The 15,402-nt window shown below is 63.6% G+C and carries 13 protein-coding genes and 1 pseudogene; 12 read left to right on the top strand and 2 right to left on the bottom strand.

Annotated elements, in window-relative coordinates; genetic code table 11:
* Positions 1–39: 39 nt before the first annotated feature.
* The 8 genes from BTE28158_RS20740 (at position 40) to BTE28158_RS20705 (ending at position 9,819) form a co-directional block, all read left to right on the top strand.
* Positions 40–930, top strand: a complete 891-nt coding sequence (locus tag BTE28158_RS20740) for an alpha/beta fold hydrolase (RefSeq protein ID WP_151047756.1) — start codon at positions 40–42, stop codon at positions 928–930.
* 684 nt (positions 931–1,614) lie between these two features.
* Positions 1,615–2,754, top strand: a complete 1,140-nt coding sequence (locus BTE28158_RS20735) for a porin (protein WP_151047758.1) — start codon at positions 1,615–1,617, stop codon at positions 2,752–2,754.
* A 155-nt stretch (positions 2,755–2,909) separates the two neighbouring features.
* Entirely contained in the window at positions 2,910–4,856 is a 1,947-nt protein-coding gene (locus BTE28158_RS20730) for a glycoside hydrolase family 3 protein (RefSeq protein WP_151047760.1), read from the top strand.
* Positions 4,857–5,005: 149 nt separating this feature from the next.
* Complete coding sequence (locus tag BTE28158_RS20725; RefSeq protein ID WP_151047791.1) at positions 5,006–6,043, top strand: alpha/beta hydrolase; 1,038 nt, start codon at positions 5,006–5,008, stop codon at positions 6,041–6,043.
* Positions 6,019–6,516, top strand: a complete 498-nt coding sequence (locus BTE28158_RS20720) for a cupin domain-containing protein (RefSeq protein ID WP_244108021.1) — start codon at positions 6,019–6,021, stop codon at positions 6,514–6,516. Before BTE28158_RS20725 ends, BTE28158_RS20720 begins: the two co-directional genes overlap by 25 nt.
* A 139-nt stretch (positions 6,517–6,655) precedes the next feature.
* On the top strand, positions 6,656–7,336 hold the full coding sequence (locus BTE28158_RS20715) for a hypothetical protein (RefSeq protein ID WP_151047762.1): 681 nt from the start codon (positions 6,656–6,658) through the stop codon (positions 7,334–7,336).
* A 187-nt stretch (positions 7,337–7,523) separates the two neighbouring features.
* Positions 7,524–8,483: an amidohydrolase family protein gene (locus BTE28158_RS20710; RefSeq protein WP_239007361.1), complete on the top strand. Its 960-nt coding sequence runs from the start codon at positions 7,524–7,526 to the stop codon at positions 8,481–8,483.
* A 4-nt stretch (positions 8,484–8,487) separates the two neighbouring features.
* Positions 8,488–9,819, top strand: coding sequence for an MFS transporter (locus tag BTE28158_RS20705; RefSeq protein WP_151047764.1), 1,332 nt, complete (start codon positions 8,488–8,490; stop codon positions 9,817–9,819).
* Positions 9,820–9,913: 94 nt separating this feature from the next.
* On the opposite strand, the gene BTE28158_RS32820 is transcribed toward BTE28158_RS20705, so the two are convergent.
* A complete protein-coding gene (locus BTE28158_RS32820; RefSeq protein ID WP_275404664.1) occupies positions 9,914–10,045 on the bottom strand; it encodes a hypothetical protein in 132 nt (43 codons plus the stop codon).
* Between the two features lie 118 nt (positions 10,046–10,163).
* Here BTE28158_RS32820 and BTE28158_RS20700 point away from each other — a divergent pair.
* Positions 10,164–10,541 (top strand): annotated as a pseudogene (locus tag BTE28158_RS20700) (fucose-binding lectin II); the annotation flags it as partial.
* Between the two features lie 498 nt (positions 10,542–11,039).
* On the opposite strand, the gene BTE28158_RS20695 reads toward BTE28158_RS20700, so the two are convergent.
* Positions 11,040–12,431, bottom strand: a complete 1,392-nt coding sequence (locus BTE28158_RS20695; protein ID WP_151047769.1) for an aminotransferase-like domain-containing protein — start codon at positions 12,429–12,431, stop codon at positions 11,040–11,042.
* Between the two features lie 381 nt (positions 12,432–12,812).
* Between BTE28158_RS20695 and BTE28158_RS20690 the strand changes: the two genes are divergently transcribed.
* The 3 genes from BTE28158_RS20690 to BTE28158_RS20680 are packed head-to-tail and all read left to right on the top strand — an operon-like array spanning position 12,813 to position 15,400.
* The gene (locus tag BTE28158_RS20690; RefSeq protein ID WP_059599615.1) at positions 12,813–13,295 is read left to right on the top strand and encodes an MSMEG_0572/Sll0783 family nitrogen starvation response protein; all 483 of its coding nucleotides are present in this window, start codon (positions 12,813–12,815) and stop codon (positions 13,293–13,295) included.
* Positions 13,296–13,314: 19 nt separating this feature from the next.
* Complete coding sequence (locus tag BTE28158_RS20685; RefSeq protein WP_059599702.1) at positions 13,315–14,337, top strand: Nit6803 family nitrilase; 1,023 nt, start codon at positions 13,315–13,317, stop codon at positions 14,335–14,337.
* The gene (locus BTE28158_RS20680) at positions 14,330–15,400 is read left to right on the top strand and encodes an MSMEG_0568 family radical SAM protein (RefSeq protein ID WP_151047798.1); all 1,071 of its coding nucleotides are present in this window, start codon (positions 14,330–14,332) and stop codon (positions 15,398–15,400) included. The genes BTE28158_RS20685 and BTE28158_RS20680 overlap by 8 nt, the downstream gene beginning before the upstream one ends.
* The last annotated feature ends 2 nt before the right edge of the window (positions 15,401–15,402 follow it).

The following is a 15,402-nucleotide window of genomic DNA, read 5'->3' as shown; positions in this document are numbered from 1 at the left end:
GGGCGAATGCGTTCGTCAATCAACGAGGAGATTCAAATCATGAAGGTATCGAAGCGCGGCATCGTCGCCGCATGCGTGTTGTGGTGGGCGGCGTCCGCCTTTGCATCGTCCGGCGTGGCTGCGGTCGATCGGGAGATCGTCCGGCATGGCGACGTGCAGATCGAGGTGATGCGCCAGGGGCAAGGCCCGCTGATTGTGATCCTGCCGTCGCTCGGGCGCTCGGGTCTGGATTACGACGTGGTTGCCGCGCGGCTCGTGGCGGACGGCTTTCGCGTGCTGCGTCCGGAGCCGCGCGGCATCGGACAGAGCAAGGGGCCGATGGAAAACCTGTCGGTTCATGATTTCGCGGCGGACGTAGCGACCGTGATCGAGAACGAGCATCGCGGGCCGGCGATCGTCGTCGGCCATGCATGGGGGAACTTCCCGGCGCGCATGCTGGCCGTCGATCGGCCCGATCTCGTTCGCGGGGTCGTGCTCGCGGCCGCGTCCGCGGGCAAGGTGCCGCCCGGTTCGACGGAAAAGCCGATCAGCGCGGAGATTCGGCAGGCGATCGACGGCGCCGGGGACCTTTCGCTGCCGGAAGCCAAGCGGATCGAATACCTGAAGAAGGCATTCTTCGCACCAGGCAACGATCCGCGGGTCTGGCTCGACGGCTGGCATGCCGCCACGCACGACGCCGAATCGCATGCGCGCGAGACGACGCCGGTCGATGCGTATTTCGCGGCCGGCACCGTGCCGATTCTCGACCTGCAAGCCGAGCACGACGCCGTTGCGCCGCGCCGGTTCTCCAACGTGTTGAAGTCGATGCTCGGCGATCGCGTGACGATCGTGAGGATTCCGGATGCCGGCCACGCGCTTGCACCCGAACAGCCGGCCGCAATGGCTGACGCCATCGCAGCCTTTGCGCGGAAGATCAACGCCGCGCAGTGATGATCATGCATGGCGGCTCCATCGGGCCGCCGTGCATGATCGAGGGGAGTGCGCCGTGCTCCCCCGCAAGCTTTCCACCTGACGTGTGCGGACCTGTCCGTATGCGCATCCCGATACGACTTCGCGTGTCATGTCACGCTGTCCACCCTCCTCAATTTCGATTGTTTGCCGCGACAGGGGCGAGAAAATTGGTGCGTCGTGTCGTCACGTTGCGCGATGCCGGACCTTGGGCGGCACTGCGGAGAACCGTCAGGTATCCATATCGAATGTCGTGTGTCGCCATTGATCTCGTGTGTCGAACGCGCAAGCGACGGCGATGTGCGAATGACGCCGATTAATTTACGCAACTACATAATAGTCAACGCCCTTGTTTCAAGGAATGAAACTGCGCCATTGCGAGAAATAAGGGATCGTTTATCGTTCTGACTCGAGCTGCGGTTGTCAGCAAATACGGTTCGAGTTCGACATGGGTATCGTCCGCAGACGATAGATATTCTGCGCGCCGGCATTTCGGTGGATTGCGGTGCGGAGCGCACGTTCCGGAAACCGATGTCGCACCATGAACGGGCACGCGGTCGGCGAGCAGGGGCGAGCGACGTTTCGGCGGAGTTCGATGCCTGCGCCGGCGACTGCGCGACACCGGCCTGATCGCATGGTGATCGGATTCGATGGGGCGCAGATGGCATGTCCCTTGCGCTCGCAGATGCAGTGACATGGCCGATCAGGATCGACGCACGGACCTCAAAGGTCTGCTGGCGACATCAGATCAATAAGTACAACGATACGAATTTCTGGGGATGGTCGATGAGAAGTCGAAGGATCGAGTTAATCGGAATGCTGATGATTTCAGGAGCTGCCGCCGCACAATCCAGTGCGACACTCTTCGGCGTAGCAGACGCGTCGGTCAGGCGCATTGGCAACGGGGCGGATGCCGCCTATTCGATCGGAAGCGGGGGACTTGCCGCGAGCCGGCTCGGCTTTCGGGCGGACGAGGATATCGGAGGAGGAACGAAGGTACGCGCCTGGCTGGAGGGCACGGTGAACTTCAATGACGGCACGGGCAATCCGTCCCGCTACTGGAACCGGCGTTCGACGTTGAGCGTGATCGACCGCTACGGCGAACTGCGGATGGGCCACGATCTGACGCCGAGCTATACGTCGTTTGGGGAGTTCGACACGTTTGGCGTCAGCGGTCTGGCCGACCAGGGGAAATTCTATTCGACGGCGTTCGGCAGTGGCATCGAGGCGACCGGGCTTTGGGCTCGTGCCGACAACATGATCGCGTATTACACGCCGCCCCGTCTCGGCGGATTTTACGCGCAGGCTGCCTATGCGCTGGGTGGAGGCGAGCGGGCGAAGCGGTATGCGGGCGGCCGCGTCGGCTATGCGAACGACACCGTCAACGTCACGGCGGCATTCGGCGTATTCGACGGTCTGCAGGGGCCGCTCAAGCGCATCGGCTTTGCGGTCAGCTATGACCTCAAGTACCTGACATTACTGGGGTCGGCGGTGCGCAACCAGTATCTGGAAGCGTCCCGGCTGATAGCACAAGCCGGGGTGATCGTACCCGTCAATCCGTTTCTTTCCTTTCGCGCCAACTTCACGCGTGTGAGTGAATCCGGTGCATTGGGCAAGACCTCGATCGATGCAAATCACGCCACCCAGGTCGCTGTGGGCTACACGTACGCGCTTTCCAAGAGGACGAGCACGTATGGAACGGTCGTGCGACTGAGCAACAAGGGCGGCGATGCATTCGGCTTCGGCACGCAGCCGGTCGGGCGCCTGCTCGTCGGTGCGGAGCTCGGCGTCAGCCATCGCTTCTGAAGTTCGGCGATCGATTGTCAAGGCGGCGCATATCGTGCCGGAGCGACTGGCAGGTTGCAGTCCACTTCGGCGAATTTCTCCTTCAGTACCTTTCGGAAAAGGATGAAATCCAGGTGATTCGATCAAGATCCATCTCTGGTGTAGTCGGCGTACTGTTGCTCTCCATTCTGGCAGTGTCCGGATGCGGAACCTCGCACCCGGAATCCTCGAAGCAGGTCAAACTCGCCGGCGGTGCAATTCCGCTGATCCACGCCGACGGATTGCTGTTCCGCGATCTGGACCGCAGCGGCGTGCTGGAGCCGTACAAGGATTGGCGCCGGCCCGCGGCGGTGCGGGCTGCCGATCTCGTTTCAAGAATGACGCTCGAGGAAAAGGCCGGCGCGATGATGCACGCGAATCCACCGGCAAAAGAGGCGGCGGGCGTGCCGGGAGCCGGCTCGGTATGGGACATGGCTGCCGTCGGCCACCTCGTGCTCGACCGGCACGTGACATTCTTTCTGAACCGGCTCAAAGCCGACCCGGCGAGCCTGGCGAATCAGCAAAACGCGCTGCAGGCGATTGCAGAGCAGGGGCGCCTCGGGATTCCCGTCACGATCAGCAGCGATCCGCGCAGCCAGTTCTCGTATGCACAGGGTGTAAGCGTCGACGCCGGCGCCTTCACGAAATGGCCGGATCCCGTCGGCATGGCGGCGACGGGCGATCCGGAACTGGTCCGTCGGTTCGCCGACAGCGTGCGCCGGGAATACCTGGCAGTCGGCATCCGGATGGCGTTGTCGCCGCAAGCCGATCTGGCCGTCAATCCGCGCTGGCATCGCAGCAGCGGAACATTCGGCAGCGATCCGGCGGCGTCCGCTCGATTCGTTCGCGCCTATGTCGCCGGCATGCAGGACGGCGAATCCGGGATTCACCGGAGCAGCGTCGTGTCGGTCATCAAGCACTGGGTCGGCTATGGCGCGACGATGAACGACGGGGCGGACGCACATAACTACTACGGACGCCTGCTCGATATCGACGGGGCGAACATCGAGCGGCACATTATGCCGTTTACCGGCGCATTTACCGCGCGGGTCGGTGCGGTGATGCCTTCGTACGGCATGCCTGCGGCGCCATTTCGCGTGCGCGGCAGCGCCGAACCGGTCGAATCGGTTGGCATGGGATTCAACCGAGCCATGCTGACCGATGTATTGCGTGGCCGCATGGGGTTCGACGGCGTCGTACTGTCCGACTGGCAGATCACTGACGACTGCACGCGGGTATGCCGGAACGGCGCGAATCCCGGCGAGAAGCCACAGTTCTCTGACATCGCGATGCCGTGGGGTGTCGAAGCACTCGACAAGGCCGGGCGCTACGTGAAGGCGATCGACGCAGGGGTCGACCAGTTCGGCGGCACGAGCGACCCGGAGATCGTCGTAGGCCTCGTCAGGAGCGGAAGACTCGACGTGTCGCGGGTCGATGCAGCGGTGCGGCGAATCATGACGCAGAAGTTCGAGCAGGGGCTCTTCGAGGATCCGTACGTCGATGCCGGCCGTGCCTCGTCGATCGTGGGAAATGCCGAATTCAGGCGGATCGCACTCGACGCGCAGCATCGCTCGCAGGTACTGCTGAAGAACGGCCGACATCTGCTGCCGGTGAGCCGGAGGATGACGAAGGTATTCGTGTACGGATTCGACGCGGAGGCAATGCGACGGCGCGGGTTCACGGTCGTGCAGCGTCCCGAGGAAGCGGATTTTGCCGTCGTCGGTATGGCGACGCCATTCGAGATGCTGCATCCGAACTTTTTCTTCGGTGCACGGTACCGCGAAGGCAGCACGCGTTTCAGGGCGGACGATCCGGCGTTCGCCGTGCTTGAGAAAACTGCCGCCGTCGTGCCGACCATCGCGTCGATATACATGGAGCGCCCGATCGACCTGTCCGGTATCGCGAACCGCGCGACAGCGATCGTCGCCAATTTTGGTGCGGCGCCCGACGCGATCGTCGATGTCCTGACCGGCGAGTCCGGTCCTGTCGCTCGCCTGCCGTACGACCTGGTATGGACCGATCGCCTTCACGAGCAAACGAACGAGCCGGTGTCGTATCGAATGGGTGAAGGTCTTAAGTACTAACCAATTTTGCATTGTTAGCGAGGAACGTATCGATGATATTCACACATCTCAAAAGATGCCGGACGCTGGCCTGCCTGGCGACTGCCGTGGCGATCACGTCCGCCGCAGGCGGTATGGCGTCGGCGGCGGAGTTCGGCCCGCAGCAGTTCATCCCGACGAAAGTCACGCGGCATGCGTCGTTCTATGTCGGCGGGCGGTATGTCGAGAAGGACGGCAAGACGACGATGGACGGACAGATGTATGTCGAGGGCTGGGCGCCCGCACGCATCACGCATCGGTATCCGATCGTGTTTCTTCACGGTCTCGGCCAGACGGCGACGAACTGGATGAGCACGGCGGACGGGCGAAAAGGGTGGGCCGACTACTTTGTCGATCAGGGTTACGTGGTCTACATGGTCGATCAGCCCGATCGCGGCCGCTCGTCCTGGTCGACGGACGCCGATCGCCGGTTTCGGGTGACCGATGTCGCGATGGCGCAGCGCCTCTTTACGTCGCCGGAGCGCGACAAGGGGTGGCCGCAGGCGGAGAAGCACATGCAATGGCCCGATGCCGGGCGGCGTGGCGACCCGGTGTTCGATGCGTTCTATGCCGCACTCGTGCCGTCGCTTGCCGACAATGTGCAGAGTGAACTGCTCGTCAAAAATGCGGCGGCCGCGCTGCTCGACAAGATCGGACCCGCCATCCTGCTCGTCCATTCACAGGCGGGCCTGTTCGGCTGGTCGATTGCCGACGCCAGGCCGCAGCTTGTCAAGGGGATCGTATCGGTCGAGCCGTCGGGGCCGCCGTTCCAGAACGCCACGCAAGCGAAACCCGAACTCGCGTGGGGGCTGACGAACATTCCCGTTCGGTACGACCCGCCCGTCACCGATCCGGCGCAGCTGACGATCGAACAGCAAGACACACCAGACGGAAGGGATCTGACGAAATGCTGGCTCCAGAAGGAGCCAGCCCGCAAGCTCGTGAATCTTCAGCATGTGCCGGTGCTGGTGTTGACCAGCGAGGCGTCCTATCACGCGCCCTATGACCACTGTACGGCGTCATTTCTCGAACAGGCCGGTGTGAAGACGACATTCGTGCGCCTCGACGCAATAGGCATTCACGGCAACGGGCACTTGATGATGCAGGAAAAAAACAACCTGGACGTCGCCGCCGTGATCCACTCGTGGATCGCGAAGACGGTGCAATGATGCGTGCGCGCGTGCATTCGGGTAATGAAAGACCATTTGAGGAATCGATCATGCATCGTAAATTGAACAAGTTGCGTTGGCACCCTCTCGTCGGCGCGATACTGGCACTGGGCTGGAGCATCTCGCATGCGCAGGCGCTGCCCTCGCAGCGGGTCGGCGTCGACGGGAAGACGCTCGGGTCGATCCCGTTGAGCGCCGAGTTCCTGGCGGCGGCCGGCAGTCGCGAGCTGCGAATGCGTGAAGTCACCATACAGCCCGGTGGCGTATTACCGATGCACAGCCATCGCGATCGGCCGTCCGTCTCGTATGTTTTGAGCGGGACCGTGACCGAGTATCTCGACGGCACCCCGGCACCGCGGGAAGCGCAGGCAGGTCAGGCCTACACCACTTCCGGCCCGCGCGCGCACGCGCTGCGCAATACCGGCTCGGTTCCGGCGGTGTTTCTCGAGGTCGACCTGCCGCCTGCCAAATAGCTCGACGTTTGCCGAGACGGTCCGCATACGGCAGATCCGTGCGGTCCTATTCATTCCGGTTATAGGTTTCTATCGATAAAAGGTTTTGGTCAATCCCGGGAAAAGTGTTCACAGTGACTGGCATAAACAGGAGACGAGCTTGCACGATGCCACGACGCTGCCGAGCGCCATGTTGATGGTCATGATGGAACCACCGTCCGATCTCGAGGACGAGTTCAACGACTGGTACGACACCGAGCATTTCCCCCAGCGCCGATCGCTGCCCGGATGCATCGCGGCTTCGCGATGGGTATGTGTGCACGGGTGGCCCCGCTGGATGGCGCTTTACGATCTGGCGAGCGTCGACGTGCTGCGAAGCGACGCGTATCGCTCGATGTCGGGCAGGCAATCGACGCCCTGGACACGCCGGATCCTGTCGCGCACGGTGGGCCGACGCCGCGTCGTGGCCACGGCGCTTGCCGAGACCACGGCGACCCAGCATGCCGGATGGGAAACTTCGCGGCTCGTCGTGATGGGCATTCCGGTCGAGACGCATGGCGACGCGCTGGATGTCGCCGGGGGGCTGCAACGCCAACTGGCCTCGTCGAACGAGGTGCTTCAGCTTCGCGGATTTTTCGAATCACGCGCTCAGCCGACGCGCGACGGCCCGCATCAAAGCGCAGTACCGGCAGGCATCGCATGGTTCATTGTCGCGCTCGTCGCGCCCTTGGAGCACGCACTTCTCGACGCGACGCGCCGGGGCGCAGCCGGCCACTCCCTGACGGTATTCAATGTCTATGCGCCGTACCTGCGTGATGCCGGCCTGTCAGCCGACCCGTAAATGCAGATGGGGTTTGTGTCGGATCGGCGTGCCCGATCTGCAACCAGTTCGGCCTTGAAAACAGGATTTCGAACTGCCAGTCAAGACTTGATCGCACAGCTCGATCGCCTCGATCGGACACGCGCAATCTCGCGCCCGACTACGTGCGTATGAATGCCGGATTCGCACCACACGCGCGCGCCCAACGATGCGTTCTCCGGTGCGGTACCCATACCGTTCGCCTACCTTCAAGGAATCTGTCGACATGACCATGCCTTCTCCGAATTCCTCGGGGCATTCACTCAAGTTTTCTCCGCCGCCGCTGGCGGAGCCGCGTCGCCCGGTCTTGCGCCCGCCGGCAAACAGCTGCGACGCGCATTGTCACGTGTTCGGGCCGTTCGACCGCTATCCGCTGCCCGACGACCGCAGTTTCGATCCGTCTGCGGCACCCGAAACTGCGTTGCGACGACTGCACGAGCGCATCGGCTTCTCGCGCGCCGTGATCGTACAGAGCCAGGGCCATGGGTTCGATCATCGGCCGATGCTCGACGCGTTGCGTGACGGAGCCGGGCGTTACAAGGGTGTCGCACTCGTTCGGCCGGGCGATTCCGATGAGCTCCTCGCGGAGTACGACGCGAATGGGGTGTGCGGTGCACGGTTCAACTTCCTTGCGCATCTCGGCGGCCGTCCGGATTTGAATGCAGTCGGGACGGTTGCCGCGCGCATCAGGCCGCTCGGCTGGCATCTGGCGATTCACGTGGCCGGGCAGGACATCATCGAGTTTTCGCCGTTCATCCGTTCGCTCGACATGCCGGTGGTCATCGATCACATGGCGCGTCTCGACATCGACGAAGGGGCGGACAGTCCGTCAGTGCGGGCGTTGTGTGCGTTGCTCGATACGGGAAACGTATGGGTCAAACTGTCGGGCGCAGACCGGATGTCGAAGGCCGGGGCGCCATTCGAGGACACGCTGCCTGTCGCGCGCCGCTTTGCCGAACACGCGCCCGAGCGCGTTCTGTGGGGCAGCGACTGGCCGCACGTCAACCTGAGCCATCCGATGCCGGACGACGGCGACCTGGTCGATCTGATCGCACGGATCGTGCCGGACGAGACGCGCCGCATGCAGATGCTGGTCGACAATCCCGCTCACTTCTTCGGATTCAGGTGAACCCATGGCATCGACGCTCTCTATTGCGCACGACCGGCCGGATGTGACGAAAGACGCCGCGCTTCAGCGCGCGTTGCGCAAGAACCTGATCCGTCTCGTCCCGCTGCTGGCGATCGGCTATTTCTTCAATTACATCGATCGCACCAACATCGGCTTTGCTGCGCTGACGATGAACCGCGATCTCGGCCTGACCGGTAGCCAGTTCGGCATGGCCGCCGGTCTGTTTTTCGTCGGCTACTGCGTGCTCGAGGTGCCGAGCAATCTCGCACTCTATCGGTTCGGCGCGCGGCGCTGGCTGGCCCGCATCATGATCAGCTGGGGGCTGCTGTCGGCCGCCTGTGCGTTCATCCAGGGGCCGACCAGTTTCTACGTACTTCGCGTGCTGACCGGTGCGGCCGAAGCGGGCTTCTTTCCCGGCGTGCTGTTCTATCTGTCGTGCTGGTTTCCGAAAGCATGGCGTGTGCGCGTGCTGGCGTGGTTTCTGGTCGCGATTCCATTGTCGTCGGTGGTGGGCGGCGTGCTGGCGGCGTTCGTCATGCAACTGGACGGGGCAGGGGGGCTCAAAGGCTGGCAATGGCTTTTCATCGTCGAAGGGTTGCCTGCGTGCCTGCTCGGCCTGCTGACCCTGTGGCTCCTGCGCGACCGACCGGAACAGGCCAACTGGCTGACGCGGGAGGAATCCGCGGCGCTCTCCGAAGTCCTGGCCCGGGAATCGGCCGAACTGCCGAAAAGGAACTTCGGCGCCGTGCTCCGCGACGCGAGGGTCTGGTTCATGGTCGGCATTCTCTTCTGCTATTGGATCGGCATCAACGGCATTGCGATCTGGTTGCCACTGATGCTCAAGGGGCACGGATTGTCGACGTTCTCGGTGGGCCTGCTGTCGGGAGTGCCGTATCTCGTCGCCGCGGTCGTCATGATCGTGTGGGCCAGGCTGATGGAGCGTCACGGCAGGCACCTGCTGCATCTCGCGCTGGCGTGCGTCGTCTCCGCCGCGGGGTTGATATTCGCCGTCGTTTTTTCGTCGCTGCTGCCTGCGCTCGTCGGCATGGTGTTCGCGGTGATCGGGTTGAGCGCGGCGCGGCCGGCGTTCTACAGCCTGCCGTCGCGGTATCTGACCGGGATCGCGGCGGCGGGCGGCATGGCGTTCATCAACTCGATGGGAAGCCTCGGTGGCTACGTCGGCCCGTGGATGGTCGGCGTGCTCAAGGACACGACGCATTCGTATGCACCGGGAATGCTGGCGATGTCGGTGTCGCTCGCGCTCGCCGCGCTTTTGACGTGGGGTCTTGCGGTCTATACGCGACATGAATCGTCCGGAGAGACGAACGGCAACTGACGCATATTCGGATGAAGCCTGCGTGCGCAGGCCTCGATTCAGAAGCGAACGACTGAAGGCGCGAAGAATCGGCAATCGCGTCTTCGCCGGAACCTCAGCGTTCCACCGAAACGCTGGCTTTCTCGCGATCCCACAAGGTTTCGGGGAATTCGGCCGCCTGCTGACGCAGTTTGAACTTCTCGATCTTCTGGCTTGCATTGAGCGGTAGCGGCAGTGCGATGCACATCGATTCGTATGCGAGTATTTCTGCGATCGGCTGCACGGCCGGGCAGTCGTCGTCGGCGGGTAGCGGCACGCCGGGCAATCCGGGCGGCGAAGGCGGCGGCACCGGCACGGGTTCGGGCCCGGCCCCGGGCAACATCGGCGTCGGCGGCGAGCGCGACGGTGTCTTCAATCTGCCGCCGAACACCCGGTTCGGCGTTACCGCGCTCACCAACGCGGCGAACGACCAGACGATCGACATCTATATCGACGACAACCCGAAACCCGCCGCCACGTTCAAGGGCGCGGGCGTGGAGGATCAGAACCTCGGCACCAAGGTACTCGACTCCGGCAAGGGGCGCGTGCGCGTGATCGTGACGGTGAACGGCAAGCCGTCGCGGCTCGGCTCGCGGCAAGTCGATCTGTTCAAGAAGTCGTACTTCGGGATCGTCGGCTCGGAACACGGCACCGACGACGACTACAACGACGGCATCGTGTTCCTGAACTGGCCGCTGGGCTAAGCGTTGGCCGCATTGGGCGAACATCGCCACGCCGTCCGGCGTGGCGATCCGCGGGAACGGCCGAGTCACGCAGGCGCCGTTCACGCATCGAGCGTTCCGTACGGGTTTCGGCAGCTTGCGTTCCCAATCACCACGCCCATTGCCCTCAATTGGACGCCACCGTACGTCGCGGGAGGGGGCGCCCATACCATTTCCCTCAAGAGCTGTAGCCTACACAAAACTCGTGGCTGCACACTCGAACCGGATTCGGTGATCTCCTGAACCATCTCAAGTCGATGCGCGAAAGTGAGTCGGGCATTCTTATGCGTGTCCATCCGGCTGGGTTCCTGGAAGGTTGAGTGTTTGACGACTTCCAGGAACCGAGACTCAGTTCGGATGAGCCATCGATACAACCTATTGAAGCTTCCCAGCTAGCGGGGACATGCGGCGCATTCGGGCGACACGTTGACCTGCGGCACGGCGTCCGGTTCGTGCGATCCATCCGCGACCCCGGCGCCGCTACATCGCCGCACTGTAAAGATGATGTGCGTCGGCCAGTGCGTCGGCGACGAGTTGCAAGCCGTCCCGACACCGCTCCCGATCCTGCGGCCCGCCAAGGCAGATGCGAATCGCCGCCGGCGGGTCGCCGTCCGTCGAAAATGCCGCGCTTGCCACGGCGGCGACGTTCCGACTCCGCAGATATTGCGCCAGGTCCGGCGCAGTCCACTGGCACTCGCGGGGAATCGGCAACCAGAGATGGAAACCGTCGGGATGCGCTTCGAAAGGCCATGCGCCGAGAACGCGGCTAGCGATCGCCTGCCGCGAATGCGCCTCGGATCGGATTGCGGCCAGCATCTCGCTTGCCGTGCCGTCATTGATCCACTGGGTAGACAGCAGCATCGTGAACGGGCTCGGCATCACGGTCGTGGCGCGCAATGCACCGGCGATACGCTGCGCTTCGCGCGCCGTCGGCGCCAGCAGGTAAGCGATTCGCAGCCCGGCGCCGAGGTTCTTCGACATGCCGGTGACGTAATAGGTCAGTTCGGGTGCCAACAACGCCAGGGGTGGCGGTGCGCTCTGCGGCAGCATCGCATAGGCGTCGTCCTCGATGATGGGCACGCTGTAGCGCATCGCGATATCGGCCAGCGCTTCGCGGCGCCTGAACGGTATCGTGAGCGTGCTCGGATTCTGCAGGGTCGGGTTGCAGTACAGCGCCGCGGGCTGTCCGCTTCTGCAGAGCGATTCGAATGCGTGCGGCAACGGACCGTCGTCGTCCCGAGGCAGCGGCTGCAATTGCACGCCCAGTTGCGATGCGATGGCCTTGATGCCGGGGTAAGCGAGTGAATCGAGGCAGATCGAGTCACCGCGGCGCGCAAGCCGGGAGACGAGCGCGACGAGGGCGCTGTGGATCCCCGGGCACACGAGCACGGTATCGCCGCTGCAGCCGGGCAGGCGATTGGCCAGCCATGCGCGGCCGGCGGCGCGATCCGCCGGTGTGCCGCCGAAATCCTGGTATCGCATCAGTTGGTAAGGATCCGCTGCGGCGAATAATGCCGCTGCCGATTGTTGCAGCCGGCCGACCATCTCGGCCGGTTCAGGGGGCATGTTCATCGACATCTCGACGCTGCTGCCGCCCGACAGCGGGACCGTTTGCGTTGGGCCGCGCACAAACGTACCGCTTCCTGCCCGTGTATCGAGCAAGCCGCGTCGGCGGGCTTCCGCATAAGCACGGGCGACCGTCGTGTAGTTCAGGTTCAGCGCGCCGGCGAGATCGCGCAGCCCGGGCAGGCGGTCGCGCGGTTTCAGCCGGCCGGCCGCGAGGTCTTCCTCGATGAGGTCGGGGATCAGCAGATAGGCCGGTTTCCTGCTTTCCAACAAGCGCTTCGACCAATGATGGATTGCGTAATCCATACCCGTTTCCATTTGACGATTCATCAAAACGTTAGCATGGCGCATTAATCGAAAATATATATATCGCCACGTCGAAGCCGACTGATTGCATTGATCGCATCGTGTATCGGATTGATGCATCGATGCACGCTAGACGCGCACCGGTTCACGCGTGCTGCATCAGTCAGGTGCGCCGTTCGGCCCGGACAGGCCGGTTCCAGTTGGATCCGAATTGGGGCACGCAAGGATCGGACCGACTGCAGCGGCATTTTTCGATTGAATGATTGGAGAGTGATTGCATCGGGTCTACGCCTGGTTGGCATATGCGTTGCGTTAATGAGCTCGCCCGGATTCGAAAGCGTCCGGGAACCTCACTCAACTCATTTTCAGACGGAGCGTGCCATGCCCGCAGTCAATCAGCCTCTGCACAAGAAGGGAGATTTCCTCGTCGATTACGAGGAAAAAGTATTCGAAGACGTGAAGGCGGAACCGGGCGAGAAGGCGCTCGTGACGTTCCACACGGTTGCGTTCGAGGGATCGATCGGCTTCGTGAACCTTCTGCAGGCGACGCGCCTGCAGCGCAAGGGGTTCGAGACGTCGGTGCTGCTCTACGGCCCCGGCGTGACGCTCGGCCTGCAACGCGGGTTTCCGACCCTGGGCGACGAGGCATTTCCCGGTCACCTGAACTTCAACAAGCAGCTCGTCAAGTTCATGGAAGAAGGCGGGAAAGTCTATGCGTGCCGCTTTGCGCTGCAGGCGCTTTACGGGCATGGCGAAGCGTCGCTGATCGAGGGCATTCGACCGATCAATCCGCTCGACGTGCTGGATATCCAGCTGCTTCACCGCAAGGAGAACGCGCTGATCATCCACACCTGGACCGTTTGACCGAATGACGGGTGCCATCATGTCCGACAAACGCATCGTCCGGGCGGCAGCCGTCCAGATCGCACCCGATCTGGACCGCGCCGGCGGCACGCTCGACAAGGTCTGCGCGGCGATCGACGAGGCCGCCGGCAAGGGTGTCCAGCTGATCGTCTTTCCCGAAACATTCGTGCCGTACTACCCGTACTTCTCGTTCGTGCGGACGCCGGTCGCGTCCGGCGCCGATCACATGCGGCTCTACGAGCAGGCCGTGGCGGTGCCGGGCCCCGTGACGCATGCGGTTGCCGAGCGTGCGCGCCTGCACGGGATGGTGGTCGTGCTCGGCGTGAACGAGCGCGACCACGGCAGCCTGTACAACACGCAGCTGATCTTCGACGTCGACGGGCGCCTCGCGGTGAAGCGCCGCAAGATCACGCCGACGTTCCACGAGCGGATGATCTGGGGACAGGGGGACGCTGCCGGACTCAAGGTTGCGCAGACCGGTGTCGGACGGGTCGGTGCGCTCGCGTGCTGGGAGCACTACAACCCGCTCGCCCGTTATGCGTTGATGACGCAGCACGAGGAAATTCATTGCAGCCAGTTCCCCGGTTCGCTGGTCGGCCCGATCTTCGCGGAACAGATCGAGGTCACGATCCGCCACCACGCGCTGGAGTCGGGGTGCTTTGTCGTCAATGCGACCGGTTGGCTGACGGACGCCCAGATCGAGTCGATCACGGGCGATCCTAATCTGCAGAAAGCCCTGCGCGGCGGATGCAATACCGCGATCGTGTCACCAGAGGGGCAGCATCTGGCCGAACCCTTGCGGGCCGGCGAAGGGATGGTGATCGCCGACCTGGACATGTCGCTGATCACCAAGCGCAAGCGAATGATGGATTCGGTTGGCCACTATGCGCGGCCGGAGCTGCTGAGTCTTGCCATCAACGATCGGCCGGCGACGACGGTGACCCCGATGGGGATCAGCGGGTCGGCCGCACGCGACTTTGAGGGACATTGCCATGAGCGCGAACGCGAAACCGTCGGTGCAGAGCCGGCAATTGATGACTGAATTGCAGTCGGTGGGGCTGCGCCTCACGGATCCGAGGGTTGGCGCCGCGAGCCGGCGCGGCGGCGCCGGACCATCCGATCACAAGGCCGTGACGGTCGACGGCGTGACCATCATGGTGCCCGTGCACACGAGCACCGCGTGGGATTCGCCGTTCGTCGCGGCGGCGCCCGATGCGGCGGGTGTCAGCCTGCTCTCGCGCGGCACCATCCCGATCGCGAGCATCAGCTTTCCGTCGAGCCCGCGCTTCTATGCGTTGCAGACGCTGGAGGGCGTGCCGTACTCGCACATCGCGACGCTGCATGGTGCCGATGTGCTTGCGACCACGGTGTTGCAGACCTGCATTCGCTACGAAAGCCGGCGCAAGACCTGCCAGTTCTGCTCGATCGGCCAGTCGCTTGCGGCCGGCCGGACGATCGCACGCAAGACGCCCGAACAACTCGCCGAGGTTGCGCGCGCTGCGGTCCTGCTCGACGGCGTCAAGCACATGGTGCTGACGACCGGCACACCGCCGACGCCGGATCGCGGTGCGCGCGTGCTGTGCGAAAGCGCGTTCGCGATCAGGGCCGCGGTCGATCTTCCGATCCAGGCCCAATGCGAGCCGCCCGACGACGACGCCTGGTTCGACCGGATGAAGGCTAGCGGGATCGATACGCTGGGCATGCATCTGGAGGCCGTGACGCCGGCCGTGCGCGAACGAATCATGCCAGGCAAGGCGAGCGTGCCGCTGTCCCGGTATATGGCGGCATTCCGCGCGGCCGTCGCGGTGTTCGGCCGCGGACAGGTCAGCACTTACATCCTCGCCGGGCTCGGTGACAGCGCGACCGCGATTCTCGACATGTCGCGCGAACTGATCGTGTTGGGCGTGTATCCGTTCGTGGTGCCGTTCGTCCCGATCAGCGGCACGCCGCTGGAGAGTCATCCCGCGCCGTCGCCGGACTTCATGCGGGCGGTGCTCGAACCGCTCGGCGCCATGCTGCGCGACGCCGGCATGCGCTCCGCCGACATCAAGGCAGGCTGCGGAAAGTGCGGCGCCTGCTCGTCGCTTTCGACCTACGAGGGGTGAGC

Source organism: Burkholderia diffusa, from assembly GCF_902499115.1.
Taxonomy (GTDB): Bacteria; Pseudomonadota; Gammaproteobacteria; order Burkholderiales; family Burkholderiaceae; genus Burkholderia; species Burkholderia diffusa.
This window is presented reverse-complemented; position numbering and strand designations above follow the sequence as displayed.